11 protein-coding genes are annotated in these 16,874 nt (G+C 58.2%); 10 read left to right on the top strand and 1 reads right to left on the bottom strand.

All coding sequences use genetic code 11. The annotated features are described in order from the left end of the window. Positions 1 to 24: 24 nt before the first annotated feature. On the bottom strand, positions 25 to 1,881 hold the full coding sequence (locus ARC85_RS10935; RefSeq protein WP_153740662.1) for a histidine kinase: 1,857 nt from the start codon (positions 1,879 to 1,881) through the stop codon (positions 25 to 27). A 182-nt stretch (positions 1,882 to 2,063) separates the two neighbouring features. Between ARC85_RS10935 and ARC85_RS10930 the strand changes: the two genes are divergently transcribed. The 10 genes from ARC85_RS10930 (at position 2,064) to nosZ (ending at position 16,869) form a co-directional block, all read left to right on the top strand. Then, complete coding sequence (locus ARC85_RS10930; protein ID WP_022990853.1) at positions 2,064 to 3,323, top strand: MFS transporter; 1,260 nt, start codon at positions 2,064 to 2,066, stop codon at positions 3,321 to 3,323. Between the two features lie 130 nt (positions 3,324 to 3,453). After that, positions 3,454 to 7,197 carry a nitrate reductase subunit alpha gene (locus ARC85_RS10925; protein WP_286714856.1) on the top strand — a complete coding sequence of 1,248 codons (3,744 nt, stop codon included), beginning with the start codon at positions 3,454 to 3,456 and terminating at the stop codon, positions 7,195 to 7,197. After that, positions 7,194 to 8,771, top strand: a complete 1,578-nt coding sequence (narH, locus tag ARC85_RS10920; protein ID WP_153740664.1) for a nitrate reductase subunit beta — start codon at positions 7,194 to 7,196, stop codon at positions 8,769 to 8,771. The genes ARC85_RS10925 and narH overlap by 4 nt, the downstream gene beginning before the upstream one ends. Before the next feature lie 10 nt (positions 8,772 to 8,781). Further along, positions 8,782 to 9,522: a nitrate reductase molybdenum cofactor assembly chaperone gene (gene narJ, locus ARC85_RS10915; protein WP_153740665.1), complete on the top strand. Its 741-nt coding sequence runs from the start codon at positions 8,782 to 8,784 to the stop codon at positions 9,520 to 9,522. Positions 9,523 to 9,541: 19 nt separating this feature from the next. Further along, entirely contained in the window at positions 9,542 to 10,222 is a 681-nt protein-coding gene (narI, locus tag ARC85_RS10910; RefSeq protein WP_153740666.1) for a respiratory nitrate reductase subunit gamma, read from the top strand. Positions 10,223 to 10,282: 60 nt separating this feature from the next. Next, a complete protein-coding gene (locus tag ARC85_RS10905) occupies positions 10,283 to 11,089 on the top strand; it encodes a peptidylprolyl isomerase (RefSeq protein WP_226596627.1) in 807 nt (268 codons plus the stop codon). A gap of 344 nt (positions 11,090 to 11,433) precedes the next feature. Beyond that, positions 11,434 to 12,183: a Crp/Fnr family transcriptional regulator gene (locus tag ARC85_RS10900; protein ID WP_222448797.1), complete on the top strand. Its 750-nt coding sequence runs from the start codon at positions 11,434 to 11,436 to the stop codon at positions 12,181 to 12,183. Positions 12,184 to 12,239: 56 nt separating this feature from the next. Further along, a complete protein-coding gene (locus tag ARC85_RS10895) occupies positions 12,240 to 12,641 on the top strand; it encodes a ribonucleotide reductase subunit alpha (RefSeq protein ID WP_199452478.1) in 402 nt (133 codons plus the stop codon). Between the two features lie 143 nt (positions 12,642 to 12,784). Next, the gene (gene nosR, locus ARC85_RS10890) at positions 12,785 to 14,890 is read left to right on the top strand and encodes a transcriptional regulator NosR (RefSeq protein ID WP_199452525.1); all 2,106 of its coding nucleotides are present in this window, start codon (positions 12,785 to 12,787) and stop codon (positions 14,888 to 14,890) included. 83 nt (positions 14,891 to 14,973) lie between these two features. After that, positions 14,974 to 16,869 carry a TAT-dependent nitrous-oxide reductase gene (nosZ, locus tag ARC85_RS10885; RefSeq protein WP_286714855.1) on the top strand — a complete coding sequence of 632 codons (1,896 nt, stop codon included), beginning with the start codon at positions 14,974 to 14,976 and terminating at the stop codon, positions 16,867 to 16,869. Positions 16,870 to 16,874 lie beyond the last annotated feature (5 nt).

Genomic DNA, 16,874 nt, shown 5'->3' with positions numbered 1-16,874 from the left:
TCTCTCTTTTGTCCTGCGCTCGGCTCAGGCCGGCGTAGTTTCCGTTGGAATCAGGTTGCGGCTCTTGGGTACGAATGTTAGCGCGACTTCCACGCCGCCTTCATCCCTGTTTCGCACATTGACCTTGCCGCCGAGTGTGCGGGCACGGTCCTGCATGATAATCAGGCCATAGTGGTTCACGGGCTGGTCGCCACCCGGTAATCCCCTGCCATTGTCCTGTATGCTGGCCCGCACTTGTGGTGAATCGAACACTACTTTTACAGCTATGTCAGTGGCATCGGCGTGTTTGACGGCATTGGCCAGCCCTTCACGAATGATCTGCAGGGTGTGGATTTCCTCATTGGGCGACAGCGTCTGGGGCGGCAGGTTGTATTCAAACGCTACCGGTTTACCGAGGCGCTCTGAGAATTCGTCGATGGTTTTACGCAGGGCAGTCGCCAGATCAGGCGTATCCAGTTTCAGCCGGAAGGTGGCCAGTAGTTCCCGCAGCTGGCGGTAGGCGCTGTTCAGGCCAGTGCTCAGTTCATCCAGGATGTCATCGTGGATGGGCTTCTGCTCGCCATCAATGTTCAGCCGGCGCAGACGGGTCACCTGCATTTTCAGGTACGAGAGCGATTGTGCCAGGGAATCGTGTAGCTCCCGGGCAATCACCGTGCGTTCTTCTGCCAGCGTCAGCTGTTGTTCTTCGGTGATCTGTTTTTCCAGGAAAATGGCAGTTGCCAACTGGTCGGTCAGGGTCTCCAGCAGGCGGCGCGAGGTCTCCGGTAATCCTTTTTCAGCCGGATACCAGACCTCCAGTGTGCCCAGCAACTGCCCGGGAGTTCGGATTGGCAGCAACAGCCGCCGGCCATCATTATTTTCCAGCGGCATCTCATCATAGACCTCGGGGGTTACCAGACAGGCATTGCAATGGTGATCCCGGCAATAGAAGGGGCGTTTGGGTGTGGCAGTGGTAATGGCCTCCACCGGTTCTGCCGATTCCTTGTCATGCAGGAACAGGCGGATGGGACCGATGCCCAGCAACTGCTCCAGATCCTGCAGCATCGGGATGGCGCCACTGCACAGATCATGATTGGCGAACAGCCCTCGGCTGGCGGAGTGCATTACTTGCAGAGCCGCATGGCTGATTTCAAGTTCCTCGGTTTTCTGCCTGGCCCGGCTTTCAAGCTCGTAGTAGGTCAGCGCCAGTTCACTGGTCATCTGGTCAAAGGCCTGGCCCAGTTGTGCCAGCTCATCGGAGCCTTTGAGATCGGCTTTGTGGCTGAAATCCTGTTCGCCCACGGCGGTGGCAATGCCCACCAGTTTCCGCAGCGGCCGGAGAATGCGGTTTTTGAGGTCCAGAAACAGGGCGAGAACAATCAATACCGAGAACACCATGCTGATGATCTGGATAAGGTGCAGCAGGTCGATTCTGGCCTCGGTGCGTTGTTCCAGCATGGAGACCAAGCGATCCACTTCTACCGTGTAGCTCTCCACTGTCGTGATCATTTCGGCGGATAGAGGGGCGCCAGTCTGGTGGCTCTCCAGTGACGGCCTGAGCTGATTGGCCCAGCCGTATTCCACGGTTTTATATTGTTCGACGAGGGGATGATCATCGGTGCGGGGAATGGAACGGATGATGGCGGGATCCCTGAGCCTGTCCTCGTACTCCTCAATGCGTTGATCAAGGGTGTCAGTGTTTTCTACGGGATCTTCAGAGGCCGATCTTGCCGCCAGTTGGAATGCTCCCATACGCAGTGAACCGGCAAGGTTGATAGCAGTGGCATTGCCCTCAATGCTGTTGGACACAGCCAGAGTGGTGGCCATGCTGACAATGGCCGTCAGCACGATGGCGCCGATAACAACAGCCAGTCGATTTACTAGCGGGCTTCTGGAGGTCATGGATAGCTTCAAGGCTCGAGGGATGTGGATAGTGACAGGCAGCAAAATTATCGTGGAAAACGCGCCGTCGTGATACCTCCTTGAGGATAGTCAATTACCCCAATGGTTTATAACCCATCATAGCCTTTGACCCGTGTTCAGGCAAAAGTCGAGACTAAAGAATGGGATTCAGGGAGCGTGTAATGCAATCGGAACGGGATGAAGAGAGGTTAGCATCTCTGGCAGTAGTGTTGCCGTTGGCGCTGACCGGCTTTGTGGTGGCTGCCGGTTGCTGGACACTGTTTGCGGTTGCCGGCGTGCATCTCCGAGCCGACCTGGGTCTGAGCAGTTTGCAGTTTGGGGTTCTTCTGGCCATGCCCATGGCGGTCAGCGCCATACTTGCGATTCCGGCCGGGCTTGCGGCGCAGCGATATGGTGCCCGTGAAGTCATGCTGTTGTGTCTGTGCGGTCTTGCTGTGTGCATGGGGATACTGCTGCTGACAAACACCTACATTGGCTACCTTATTGCCGCCGCCGGACTGGGGCTGGCGGGCGGCTTCTACGGCGCCGGTCTGCAGTTTGTGGTCAGCCATTGCCAGCCCAGGCGGCTGGGTCTCGTGCTCGGGGTTTTTGGCTCCGGGGTAACCGGAGCGGGTTTCAACTATTATCTGGTGCCGCTGTTCCATGAGGCGTTCTCCTGGCAGGGCGTACCTCTGGCCTACCTCATTACCCTGCTTCTGGTGATCGCGCTGTTGATTATGCTGACCGACGCCACGGGTGAAGAAGACGAAAGCCGTGAACGATCAGCCAGAGAAATTCTCGGGGTGATCCGGCAGGGTCGGAATCTACCCCTGTGTTTGTATTTCGGTGTGGTTGCCGGCAGTTTCTTTGCGCTGGCGTTGTGGCTTCCGGATTTCCTCTCAGGCCAGTATGGTCTTACGCTGGATTCCGGGGCCCGCCTGGCGCAATGGTTTGTCATTCCCGGTGCGGTAGCTCAGGTGGCCGGCGGAGGCTTGTCCGATCATTTCGGTTCCGCCCGGGTTGCGACGCGGGCACTGGCGGGTTGTCTGATGGCACTCGTGGTGCTGTCTTATCCCCCCATGACTTTGTTCATTACCGGCGTGGAAGAGGAGCTGGTTGTGGAGTTCGCTCTGCCTGTTGTCCTTGAAAGCACGTTGGTCGTGATTCTGGGGGTGGCCATGGGCACTGCTATGGGGTCCCTTCAGCGTATGGTGATTCTGGCCAACCGACAGGAAGCGTCCCTGTTTGCCGGTGTATTGCTGGTCAGCGCCTGTGCCGTTGCGTTTGTCCTGCCAGTTGCGTTTGGTGGCTTGAACCTGTGGCTGGGCGTGCGTACGGCCGTATTCATGATTCTCTTCCTGTTGCTGAGTGTCAGCCTGCTGCTTTTCTCCCGACATGCCCGCAGAGAGGAGCGAAAGATGCTTCTCCAACCCGGGTTATAGGTCGCCTACCCACAGGGTGGTACACCCGGGTTATGTGGTAGTAACCACGCAGATTTCAGGGGTTTGATCCCACACAATGGTCTCCATTCGGAACAACGATCCGGCAAACGGGTTGATGGAGAGAGAGACCATGAGTCATTTGATCGACAAACTGAACTACTTCAGGAAGAAGCGCGAACCCTTCGCCAACGACCACGGCGAAACCCACGACGTGAGCCGGGACTGGGAAGACGGCTACCGTCAGCGCTGGCAGCACGACAAGATCGTGCGCTCCACCCACGGCGTCAACTGCACCGGCTCCTGCAGCTGGAAAATCTACGTCAAGAATGGCTTGGTCACCTGGGAAACCCAGCAGACCGATTACCCCCGCACCCGCCCGGATCTGCCCAACCACGAGCCCCGCGGTTGCCCTCGTGGCGCCAGCTACTCCTGGTACATGTACAGTGCCAACCGGCTGAAATACCCGCTGATGCGCAAGAGCCTGATGAAGCTCTGGCGTGCCGCCCGTATCCAGTTCAACGACCCGGTGGAAGCCTGGGCCTCTATTGTTGAAGATCCCGCCAAGACCGCCGAGTACAAGCCTCGCCGCGGTATGGGCGGTTTTGTCCGTTCCAGCTGGGACGAAGTCAACGAGCTGATTGCCGCCTCGAACGTCTACACCGCCAAGAAATTCGGGCCGGACCGTATCATCGGTTTCTCTCCGATTCCCGCCATGTCCATGGTCTCCTACGCCGCGGGCAGCCGATACCTGTCCATGATCGGTGGCGTGTGCATGAGCTTCTACGACTGGTACTGCGACCTGCCGCCCGCCTCTCCGCAAACCTGGGGTGAGCAGACCGACGTGCCGGAATCCGCCGACTGGTACAACTCCGGCTACATCATTGCCTGGGGCTCCAACGTACCCCAGACCCGTACCCCGGATGCCCACTTCTTCACCGAAGTACGCTACAAGGGCACCAAGACCGTTGCCATTACCCCGGACTATGCGGAAGTTTCCAAGCTGTCTGACGAGTGGCTGAACCCGAAGCAGGGTACCGATGCCGCCCTGGGCATGGCCATGGGCCATGTGATCCTCAAAGAGTTCCATGTCGACAAGCCCAGCGAGTACTTCACTGACTACGTTCGCCGCTACACCGACATGCCCTACCTGGTGATGCTGGAACAGAAAGACGACGGCAGTTTCGTGCCGGGCCGCTTCCTGCGCGCCAGCGATCTGGTGGACGGCCTGGGTGAAGAGAACAACCCCGAGTGGAAGACCATCGCCATCGACGAGGCTTCCGGTGAACTGACTGCGCCGAACGGCTCCATCGGCTACCGCTGGGGCGAGAAAGGCAAGTGGAACCTGAAGCAGACCGCCAAAGGCGCCGATGTAAACCTTCAGCTGTCCATGGTTGAAAAGCACGACGAAGTCGTCGATGTCGCCTTCCCGTATTTCGGCGGTATCGAACACGACCATTACAACCACGTGGAATTCAAGGACATCCTCAAGCACAAGCTGGGTACCCGCAAGGTTCAGCTGGCCGATGGTTCCGAAGGTCGCGTGGTGACTGTGTACGACCTGATGGTTGCCAACTATGGCATCAGCCGCGGTTTGGGTGACGACGATGGCGCTACGTCCTATGACGAAGTGAAGCCGTACACGCCAGCCTGGCAGGAGCAGATCACTGGCGTGCCGGCCGAGAAAGTGATCCGCATCGCCCGTGAGTTTGCGGACAACGCTGACAAGACCAAGGGCCGCTCCATGGTCATCGTCGGTGCCGGTATGAACCACTGGTACCACATGGACATGAACTACCGCGGCCTGATCAACATGCTGATTATGTGTGGCTGTATCGGCCAGAGCGGCGGTGGCTGGGCCCATTACGTGGGTCAGGAGAAGTTGCGCCCGCAGACCGGCTGGCAGCCGCTGGCCTTTGGTCTGGACTGGCAGCGCCCGCCACGCCACATGAACTCCACCTCCTTCTTCTATGCTCACTCCGGTCAGTGGCGCTACGAGAAACTGGGCGTGGATGAAATCCTGTCGCCGCTGGCAGACAAGTCCAAATTCGGTGGCAGTCTGATCGACTACAACGTACGCGCCGAGCGCATGGGCTGGCTGCCGTCTGCGCCGCAGCTGAACCGCAACCCGCTGACCATTGCCGCGGAAGCCGAGAAGGCCGGTATGGAGGTGGCGGACTACGTGGCCAAGTCCATGAAGGACGGATCTCTGGCCTTCGCCAGTGAAGATCCGGAAGCGCCGGAAAACTGCCCGCGTAACCTGTTCATCTGGCGCTCCAACCTGCTGGGCTCCTCAGGTAAAGGTCACGAGTACATGCTCAAGTACCTGCTGGGTACCAAGAACGGATTGCAGGGCAAGGATCTGGGTGTCGAGGGTGGCGCCAAACCGGAAGAAGTGAAATGGCGCGACCAGGCACCGGAAGGCAAGCTCGACCTGCTGGTGACCCTGGACTTCCGTATGTCCACCACCTGTCTGTATTCCGACATCGTTCTGCCGACCGCAACCTGGTACGAGAAGAACGACCTGAATACTTCGGATATGCACCCGTTCATCCACCCGCTGACCGCTGCCACCGATCCGGCATGGGAAGCGCGCAGTGACTGGGAAATCTACAAGGGCATTGCCAAGTCCTTCTCCAAGGCAGCCGAAGGCCACCTGGGTGTCGAGAAAGACGTGGTCACCCTGCCGTTGCTGCACGACGCGCCGGCCGAGCTGGGCCAACCGTTCGATGTGAAGGACTGGAAGCGCGGCGAGTGCGACCTGATTCCGGGCAAGACTGCACCCAACTTCATCACGGTGGAGCGGGACTATCCGAACACCTATGCCCGCTTTACCTCCCTTGGTCCGCTGATGGACAAGCTGGGTAACGGTGGTAAGGGCATCAACTGGAACACCGAGAAGGAAGTGAACTTCCTGAAGGACCTGAACTACACCCACCTTGAGGGTGCCAACGCAGGTCGCCCGAAGATCGAGAGTGCCATTGATGCTGCTGAGGTCATCCTGACCCTGGCGCCGGAAACCAACGGCCAGGTGGCGGTCAAAGCCTGGGCGGCGCTGTCCGAGTTCACCGGCCTGGATCACACTCATCTGGCTACCAACAAGGAAGAGGAAAAAATCCGCTTCCGGGACATCGTGGCGCAGCCGCGCAAGATCATTTCCAGTCCCACCTGGTCTGGCCTGGAAGACGAACACGTGTCCTACAACGCCGGCTATACCAACGTGCACGAGCTGATTCCCTGGCGCACCCTGACCGGTCGTCAGCAGTTCTATCAGGACCATGAGTGGATGCGCGCCTTCGGCGAGAGCCTGCTGGTGTACCGCCCGCCCATCAACACCAAAGCCGTAGGCAGCATGATCAACCAGCGCAGTAACGGCAACCCCGAGAAAGCGCTGAACTGGATCACCCCGCACCAGAAGTGGGGCATCCACAGCACCTACAGTGACAACCTGTTGATGCTGACCCTGTCCCGTGGCGGCCCGATTGTCTGGCTGAGTGAAGACGACGCCAAAGAGATCGGCGTGGAAGACAACGACTGGATCGAACTGTTTAACGCCAACGGCGCCATTGCCGCCCGTGCGGTGGTGAGTCAGCGAGTGATGCCCGGCATGGTGATGATGTACCACGCCCAGGAGCGGATTGTGAACATACCCGGCTCCGAAATCACCGGGACCCGTGGCGGTATTCACAACTCGGTTACCCGGGTGTGTCCGAAGCCGACTCACATGATTGGTGGCTATGCCCAGTATTCCTACGGCTTCAACTACTACGGCACCGTAGGTTCCAACCGGGACGAGTTCGTGGTGGTCCGCAAGATGAAGAACGTGGACTGGCTCGACGGTGAAGGCAATGACTATGCTCAGGAGGCTGTAAAATGAAAATCCGTTCCCAAGTCGGCATGGTGCTGAACCTGGACAAGTGCATTGGTTGCCACACCTGTTCCGTCACCTGCAAAAACGTATGGACAAGCCGTGAAGGCATGGAATACGCCTGGTTCAACAACGTCGAAACCAAGCCTGGTATCGGCTACCCGAAAGAGTGGGAGAACCAGGACAAATGGAAGGGCGGCTGGATGCGTGACAGCTCCGGCAAGATTCGCCCCCGCATTGGTGGCAAGTTCCGGGTACTGGCGAACATTTTCGCCAACCCCGACCTGCCGGAAATCGACGACTACTACGAGCCGTTCGACTTCGATTATCAACACCTGCACACCGCCGGTGACACCAAGCACCAGCCGGTCGCAAGGCCACGCTCGCTGATCTCCGGCGAGCGTATGAAGAAAATCGAATGGGGCCCGAACTGGGAAGAAATCCTGGGCACCGAGTTTGCCAAGCGCCGCAAAGACAAGAACTTTGACCAGGTGCAGGCAGACATCTACGGCCAGTTCGAAAACACCTTCATGATGTACCTGCCGCGCCTGTGCGAGCATTGCCTGAACCCGGCCTGTGTCGCTAGCTGCCCGAGCGGTGCCATCTACAAGCGCGAAGAGGACGGTATCGTCCTGATCGACCAGGACAAGTGCCGCGGCTGGCGGATGTGTGTCTCCGGCTGCCCGTACAAGAAGATCTACTTCAACTGGAAAACCGGCAAATCCGAAAAGTGCATCTTCTGCTACCCGCGTATCGAAGCCGGTATGCCGACCGTGTGTTCCGAGACCTGTGTGGGCCGGATCCGCTATCTGGGCGTGCTGCTGTATGACGCAGACCGTATTGAAGAAGTGGCCAGCACCCCGGGCGAGCACGAGCTGTACGAGAAGCAGCTGGAAATCTTCCTGGACCCGTTCGACCCGAAAGTGATCGAACAGGCGAAGAAAGACGGCATCCCGATGAACGTCATCGAAGCCGCTCAGCAGAGCCCGGTCTACAAGATGGCGGTGGACTGGAAACTGGCCCTGCCGCTGCACCCGGAATACCGCACCCTGCCCATGGTCTGGTACGTGCCGCCCCTGAGCCCGATCCAGTCTGCGGCGGAAGCCGGCAAGGTCGAGTTCGACGGCGTGCTGCCGAAGATCGAGAGCCTGCGGATTCCGGTCAAGTATCTGGCGAACCTGCTGACTGCCGGTGACGAGAAGCCTATCGTGCGCGCGCTCAAACGGATTATGGCCATGCGTTTGTACAAGCGCGCCGAAACCGTGGAAGGTAAGGAAGACCTGCGTGCCCTTGAAGAGTGTGGCCTGACCAAGGCCCAGGCGGACGAAATGTACCGCTACCTCGCTATCGCCAACTACGAGGACCGCTTTGTGATTCCTACCAGCCATCGTGAGCTGGCCAAGGAAGCCTTCCCGGATGCGACTGCTTACGGCGAGCGCGGCGGATGTGGCTTCAGCTTCGGCGACGGCTGCAACGGTGGTGACAGCGACTTCAGCCTGTTCGGCGGCAAGAAGCAGACCACCAGCATGGTCAGCAAACTGGCGACCGTGAAGCAGGTTGACCCGAAGCAGCTGCAGGACTGAGGAGGCCACAATGCAACTTTTGAAAGTACTGGCGCGGGTACTCGAATACCCCACCGACGAACTGCAGCAATCCAAAGACGCCCTGGTAGCCGCTGTCCTGGAGGACAGCCGGCTGCCGCGGCAGAACAAAGAACAGCTGCTGACCTGTATCGACCGCCTGTGCGACGGCGACCTGATGGACCTTCAGGAAGCCTACGTAGGCACGTTCGACCGGGGCCGGGCCACCTCCCTGCTACTGTTCGAACATGTGCACGGCGAATCCCGCGACCGCGGCCAGGCCATGGTAGACCTGATGGAACAATACCGGGCCAATGGCCTGGAGATTGATGCCAAAGAACTGCCGGATTACCTGCCGCTGTTCCTGGAATACCTCTCCACCCGCCCCTGGGAGGAAATCCGCAACTGGCTGGAAGATATTCACCACATTCTGGGTCTGCTCGGCGAGCGGTTGTACCAACGTGAGAGCTTCTACCACGTCGCCATGGATTCCCTGCTGGTACTGTCCGGACGCAAGGCTGACAGGCAGGAGCTGGCGCAGCTCGTTGCCTCGGAAGAACGCGACGATACCCCGGAAGCCCTGGACAGAGTCTGGGAAGAGGAAATGGTGAAATTTGTGGATGACCAGGGCAGCTCCTGTGGCACCGGCGGCGTGGTTGGACAGCGCCGCCGCGAACTGGAACAGACCCAGACCATTCACCTGAGTGATCAGCTGATGACGGACGCAACGCCCCGTCCGGCAGGGCGCGCCTGAGGCGCAGGAGGAAAAGACAATGTCCTATATCAACACACTCTTGTTCGGAATCTATCCCTACATCGCCCTGATTGTACTGTTTGTCGGTACCTGGGCGCGTTACGACCATGGCCAGTTCACCTGGAAGGCCCATTCCAGCCAGATGCTGCGCAAGAAAAACATGGTGATGGCCAGCGTGCTGTTCCACGTCGGCGTCCTGGTGATCTTCTTCGGCCACCTGGTGGGCCTGCTTACTCCGCACTGGGCCTACGAGTGGATCATCACCCCGGGCCAGAAACAGGTGATGGCGATCCTGGTGGGCGGTATTGCCGGCATCATGGCCATCATCGGTGGCGGCATGCTCGCCTGGCGCCGCATGACCGACCCGCGGGTTCAGGCCAGCAGCACCTTCGCCGACAACATGATCATCATCATTCTTGTCGTCCAGCTGGTGCTGGGCATGCTCACCATCCTGCCCACCATGGGCCACCTGGATGGTAGCACCATGCTCAAGTTCTCCGCCTGGGCCCAGGGCGTGTTCACCCTGGAAGGATCCGGCATCGCCGCCTACATTGCCGACGTGCACTGGATCTACAAGACCCACATCTTCCTGGGCCTGACCATCTTCGTACTCTTCCCGTTCACCCGGCTGGTGCACATGCTCAGCGTGCCGGTGGAGTATTTCGGACGGAAGTACCAGGTGGTTCGCAAGCGCGCATAACGATGAGTTTGCCACGGAACCTCTCGGCTCCGTGGCAAAGTATCTTTCTGGAGAAGCAACATGCAAATGATCCCCGTCGGTGAAGCCGGCAAACCCAGAAACCAGTTCCCGCCGGTCTACGTGGGTGACACGCTGATCCACGAAGATGACATCGCCCGGGAAATGCAGCATCACCCCGCCGAGGAACTGGCTGAAGCCTGGCACGAAGCTGCCAGAAGCCTTGTCATCCGCGAACTGTTGCTGCAACAGGCCGGCCGCCTGAACCTGGATAACATCGAAGACGAAGAAGACCGCATCGCCCGGGTACTGGAACTCGAACTCGATGTGCCAGACCCCAGTGAACAGGACTGCGAACGCTTCTACGCCGCCAACCCCGGCCGCTTCTGCAGTCCCACCATCATGGCCGTCAGCCACATACTGCTGGCTGCCGCTCCGGATGATATTGAAGAGCGCATGCGCCAAGAAGAAGCCGGCCGACAACTCCTGTCTGCCCTCTTGGATGGGCGCTCCCAATTCAACGAACTGGCCAAACAATATTCCGCCTGCGAATCCCGCCACCAGGGCGGCAGCCTAGGCCAGATCAGCAAAGGCCAGACCGTCGAAGAATTCGAGCGCCCGGTCCTGACCCTGAACGAAGGCTTGAATCCCGAGCTGATCGAAAGCCGTTATGGCTGGCACATCGTTCGAGTAGACCAGCGAATCAACGGCGAACTGCTACCTTATGAACATGTAAAACCACAAATTCGCCAGTACCTGAGCGAAAGCGTGACCCGCCGGGCATTCCGGCAATACCTGCAGGTATTGGCTGCGGAAACCGGTGTGGAGGGCGTGGATCTGGAGCTGCCGGATTCGCCATTGATGCAGTGAGTATTTGAGTAGAAGAGACTTGACGGCGCACTCCATTGCTCTGGAGGCCGAAGGCAGGGGCGCCTCCCAAAACCGTGCGGAGCCATGGATGGCGGAGCCGAGCGTACAGGGACGTATTCACAGCGTGTTTTGGAAAGCCCTCCCTTTTGCAGCCTGTGCTCCATCGACTGATGAGCGATAGGCATTATTCTTGATTATGGTTAGCAAAGCGAATAATTGAGCTAAGTCAATTACTCAGGAATAACCCCGAAGATACCCCCATCGGGGGAGCGATTTTTGATTGGTATCCTTCTACTATTTAAAACAAGATTTTGAATGCATGAATATGCAGAGGGGATACACCCATGGCCATGACACAAACTGCCGAACAGCGATACACCAAACCGGTGCTTGTCGCCATCAACAAACCACTTGATGAAGAAGACAGCCTGAAGGCCCTTCGCAGCCATGCCCTGTTCTGCAACTTGCGCCCCAAAGACCTCGACAGCCTGATTCAGCAATCACGCCGGCTGAGACTGGGCCATCATCAGTTGCTCTACCGCCAGGACATGCCGGCGCACCACTTCTTCTTCGTGATCTCTGGTCGCCTGCGGCTGTACCGCCTGGATTCCTCCGGCATCGACCGAACTCTGGACAGCATTGCCCCCGGCGACTGCTTCGCCGAAGTCATGATCTACGCCAACCCGCCGCAGTACGCCTGTTACGCGGAAGCGCTGAAGTCCAGCGAAGTGCTCATGATTCCGGTGAAAGCCTACCGGGAACTGCTCGACAAAAACCCCGAGTACGCTCAGGCGGCGCTGAGCCATTATGCCATGCGCGCGGTCTCGCGATTCCACGATCTGGAGATCATGACCGTCCAGAACGCCCGCGACCGCCTGATTCGCTACCTGATCGACCTGCTGCCCAACGGCATCGAAGAGGGTGGCGAGGTTGAACTGCCGCTACCCAAGTGCCTGGTGGCCTCACGCCTCGCCATGCAGCCGGAGACTTTCTCCCGCATTCTGGCGGACCTGAAATCCAATGGCCTGATCCGGGTAAATCGCAGCAAGCTCTTTATTTCCGACCCTCAGCGGCTGATCGCGATCAGCCAATAGCCTCCCCGGGCCTCAGGGTCCGGTTTTTTTAAAGCCTCGAATAGCAGGGGATAGACATGATCAGCAGTTACCAGGACCTTGTTCAAGCTAGCAGGAAAGAACCGGAGCCCCAGCGCTTCCTGTTTGTATTCTGCAAGGCGGAGCTGCCAGACGACGCCTCGGCTGCCGAACGCGCGGCCTTTGAACGAGGCGAGGGTGGGGCGCTGACACCGGTGATCTGTGTCGATAAAACCCCCGATGAAGCGCCGTATTTTGACCTGCTGGCGGAGGAATCTCGGACCACGGGTCAGGATTGGGACATGGTCTTTGTTGCGGCCATGTCCGGCCGTGGCGGCATTGCACCTTCCAGCGACGAAGCCCAGCAACCCATGACCATGATGGTGGAGAGCATCCGCATGGGCCATTTGGGTAACTACCTGCCACTCAACCGCTCGGGTGAGGCAATCAGTCTGGGGTAAGCCTTGGCTGATTGCCGGTACCACGGCCTATTCCTATAGAGGTATTTGATTTTCCTCAAATTTGAACCACCCTTGCTGTAGTCCATTGGATCCTGGGAGTTGTAGTGACAAACGTAATCCGCTCTGCGCTGTCTGTATTGTTGATGTTCGCAGCCGCTCTGGTATGCGCCCAGCCTGTCTCAGAATACAGCCCCCCCGCCGGGCGCCAGGTCATCGAAAAAGCCTTTCCGAACGCCACAGAACTCCAGCCCATGGACGGCAATCGTGCCGTTCAGGAAGTGTATGCAGGTGACGAACTTATAGGCTACGCCTACCAGTCCCTGGATTTTGTCCAGACCCCCGCCTATTCCGGCAAGCCCCTGAACGCCATGGTGGTACTTGACACCACTGGCGAAATTCGCGCCGCGAAAGTCATACATCATGATGAACCGATCCTGCTGGTGGGTATTCCCGAGAGCAAGATGCATGAGTTCACCGACCAGTACACCGGTCTGAAAGCCGACCAGCGGGTGACCGTTGGTGGCACGTCTACCGAGCGCAAGGTGGCGGTGGATGGCCTGTCCGGTGCCACGGTCACCGTGATGGTCATCAACGAAGTCATCATGCGTACCGCCCACCGTGTGGGGGTTGAAATCGGCCTGATTGAAGGTGGCGAAAGCAACCGGCCGCCCATGGCCAACGTGAACATGGAACAGTTTCAGGAAAAGTCCTGGCAGGAGTTGACCGGTGATGGTTCCATTCGCCGTCTGATGCTGACCAAAGGGCAGGTCGACGACTCGTTTGTGGGCACCCCCGCCGAGGGTATCGAAACCGCAGACGCGGACGAACGCGATGACATCCTGATCGAGCTCTATGCTGCTCATCTGGATGCGCCGACCATTGGCCGCAACCTTCTGGGTGAAAATCAATACCAGTGGCTGATGTCTGAACTCCAGGACGGGGAACATGCCATCGCGGTGATGGCCAACGGTGAATACTCCTTTAAAGGTTCCGGCTACGTACGGGGCGGGATTTTTGACCGGGTGCAGATCCGCCAGTTTGGCGACACCTTCAACTTCCGGGATCTCGATTTCCACCGGCTCAGCGATGTCTACGCCGGGGGCATGCCCGAGTTTTCGGAAATGGCGATCTTTATTGTGCGCCAGCAGTACAACTTCGACCCTGGCGCGCCCTGGACGCTGGAACTGACGGTCAAGCGCCAGACCGGTCCGCTGGACAGTGAATTCCAGGTGTTCCCTCTGGAGTACCAGTTACCAGACCAGTACTACACCCGCCCGGAACCGGTTCTGACCGAGGAAGAGTGGCTTGAAACCCAGCCGCTGTGGATTCAGGTGTGGTACCAGAAGCAGTTCCAGATTACCGTGCTGGGGCTTGGTATCGCTGTGCTGCTGTTCATCCTGTTCTTCCAGGACTGGCTGGTACAGAAGCCGAAGATGATGCGCTGGATTCGCCACGGCTTCCTGACATACACCCTGTTCTTCATTGGCTGGTACGCCCTGGGTCAGCTTTCCATTGTGAACGTGCTGACCTTCGTGAACAGCCTGATCAGCGGTTTCAAATGGGAAACCTTCCTGATCGACCCGATCATGTTTGTGCTCTGGGCCGTGGTGGCCGGCATCGTCCTGCTCTGGGGACGGGCGGTGTATTGCGGCTGGCTGTGCCCATTCGGGGCCCTGCAGGAGTTGATCAACGAAATCGCCCGTAAATTGAAGGTACCTCAGTACACCGTGCCTTTTGCCTGGCACGAGCGCCTTTGGGCTATCAAGTACATCATTCTACTGGTGCTGTTTGGTATCTCCCTGGAATCCATGGCCACCGCCGAGCGCATGGCGGAAGTGGAGCCGTTCAAGACCGCCATAACCCTGCACTTTGACCGCACCTGGCCATTCGTGACCTACGCCGTGCTGTTGCTGGTGGTCAATATCTTCACCCGCAAGGTGTACTGCCGCTACCTGTGCCCGCTGGGTGCCGCCCTGGCGTTGCCCACCAAACTGCGGGTGTTTGACTGGCTCAAACGTCGCAAGGAATGCGGTAACCCCTGCCGTCTCTGCGACAAGGAATGTGAAGTCCAGGCGATCCATCCGGATGGACACATCAATTACATGGAGTGCCACTACTGCCTGGATTGTCAGATGACCTATTTCGACGACCACAAGTGCCCGCCGCTGATTGTGAAGCGCCGTGGCAAGCGCCGTGGTCACAACGCACCCGGCCACCCAGAGGAAATTCCGGTGGTGCAGGTGAACTGAGTAGTCCCGAGGAGCCAGCCATAAGGCCCCGGTAAAGTCATGAGAAGCAATAACCGCCATAACCAATAACGGAGTTGGATGCTATGAAAAAAAGAGATGATCTGACCAAGGACACGCCGGAGGTTTCCGAAGGTGGTCTGAGCCGTCGTCGCTTTATGGGTGCGGCTGCGCTGGCCGGTGTCGCTGGTGCAACCGGTCTGGGCACCTCGGTCATGTCCCGTGAGACCTGGGCTTCGGCTGCGGAAGAAGCCCGCAATAAGGCTCACGTCGCCCCGGGCGAGCTGGATGAGTACTACGGTTTCTGGAGTGGTGGCCACCAGGGCGAGGTGCGTGTGCTTGGCGTGCCCTCCATGCGTGAACTGATGCGTATTCCGGTATTCAACGTGGATTCCGCAACCGGCTGGGGGATTACCAACGAAAGTAAGGAAATCCTGGGCGGTGATCAGCAGTACCTGAACGGCGACTGCCACCACCCGCACATTTCCATGACCGACGGTCGTTACGATGGCAAGTACCTGTTCATCAACGACAAGGCCAACACCCGGGTTGCCCGTATCCGTCTGGATATCATGAAGACGGACAAGATTACCCACATCCCGAACGTTCAGGCCATCCATGGTCTGCGCCTGCAGAAAGTACCCAAGACCAACTACGTGTTCTGTAACGCCGAGTTCGTCATCCCGCAGCCCAACGACGGCACGGATTTCAGCCTGGACAACAGCTACACCATGTTCACCGCCATCGACGCAGAAACCATGGATGTGGCCTGGCAGGTCATCGTTGACGGTAACCTGGATAACACCGATGCCGACTACACCGGCAAGTACGCTGCTTCTACCTGTTACAACTCAGAGCGTGCCGTTGATCTTGCGGGCACCATGCGTAACGACCGCGACTGGGTGGTTGTGTTCAATGTGGAGCGCATTGCTGCGGCGGTAAAAGCCGGCAACTTCAAGACCATTGGCGATTCCAAGGTGCCGGTTGTCGACGGCCGAGGCGAATCCGAATTCACCCGCTATATTCCTGTGCCGAAGAACCCGCACGGTCTGAACACCTCTCCCGATGGCAAGTACTTCATTGCCAACGGCAAGCTGTCACCAACGGTATCCGTGATTGCCATTGATAAACTGGACGATCTGTTCGAAGACAAGATCGAACTGCGCGACACCATCGTGGCCGAGCCGGAGCTGGGTCTCGGACCCCTGCACACTACCTTCGACGGCCGTGGCAATGCCTACACCACGCTGTTTATCGACAGCCAGGTGTGCAAGTGGAATATTGCCGATGCCATCAAGCACTACAACGGTGACAAGGTAAATTACATCCGTCAGAAGCTGGACGTGCAGTATCAGCCGGGCCACAACCACGCATCGCTGACTGAATCCCGCGATGCTGATGGCAAATGGCTGGTTGTTCTGTCCAAGTTCTCGAAAGACCGTTTCCTGCCGGTTGGCCCGCTCCATCCTGAGAACGATCAGCTGATCGATATTTCCGGTGAGGAAATGAAACTGGTCCACGATGGCCCGACCTATGCCGAGCCGCATGACTGTATCCTGGTACGTCGTGATCAGATCAAGACTAAGAAGATATACGAGCGCAACGACCCCTACTTCGCCAGCTGTCGTGCCCAGGCGGAGAAGGACGGTGTGACTCTGGAATCCGACAACAAGGTCATCCGTGATGGCAACAAGGTACGTGTTTACATGACCTCCGTTGCGCCTCAGTACGGTATGACCGAGTTCAAGGTGAAGGAGGGTGATGAAGTCACTGTGTATATCACCAACCTCGATATGGTTGAGGACGTGACCCACGGCTTCTGTATGGTGAACCATGGTGTGAGTATGGAGATCAGCCCGCAGCAGACCGCTTCCGTGACCTTTACGGCAGGTAAGCCAGGGGTTTACTGGTACTACTGCAACTGGTTCTGTCATGCTCTCCACATGGAGATGGGTGGCCGGATGCTGGTTGAGAAAGCCTGATCGTA

The sequence above is a fragment of the Marinobacter sp. tcs-11 genome (assembly GCF_002049515.1).
In the GTDB taxonomy this organism is placed as follows: Bacteria; Pseudomonadota; Gammaproteobacteria; order Pseudomonadales; family Oleiphilaceae; genus Marinobacter; species Marinobacter nauticus.
The sequence above is the reverse complement of the archived record's forward strand: the minus strand, read 5'-3'. Positions and strand labels throughout refer to the sequence as shown.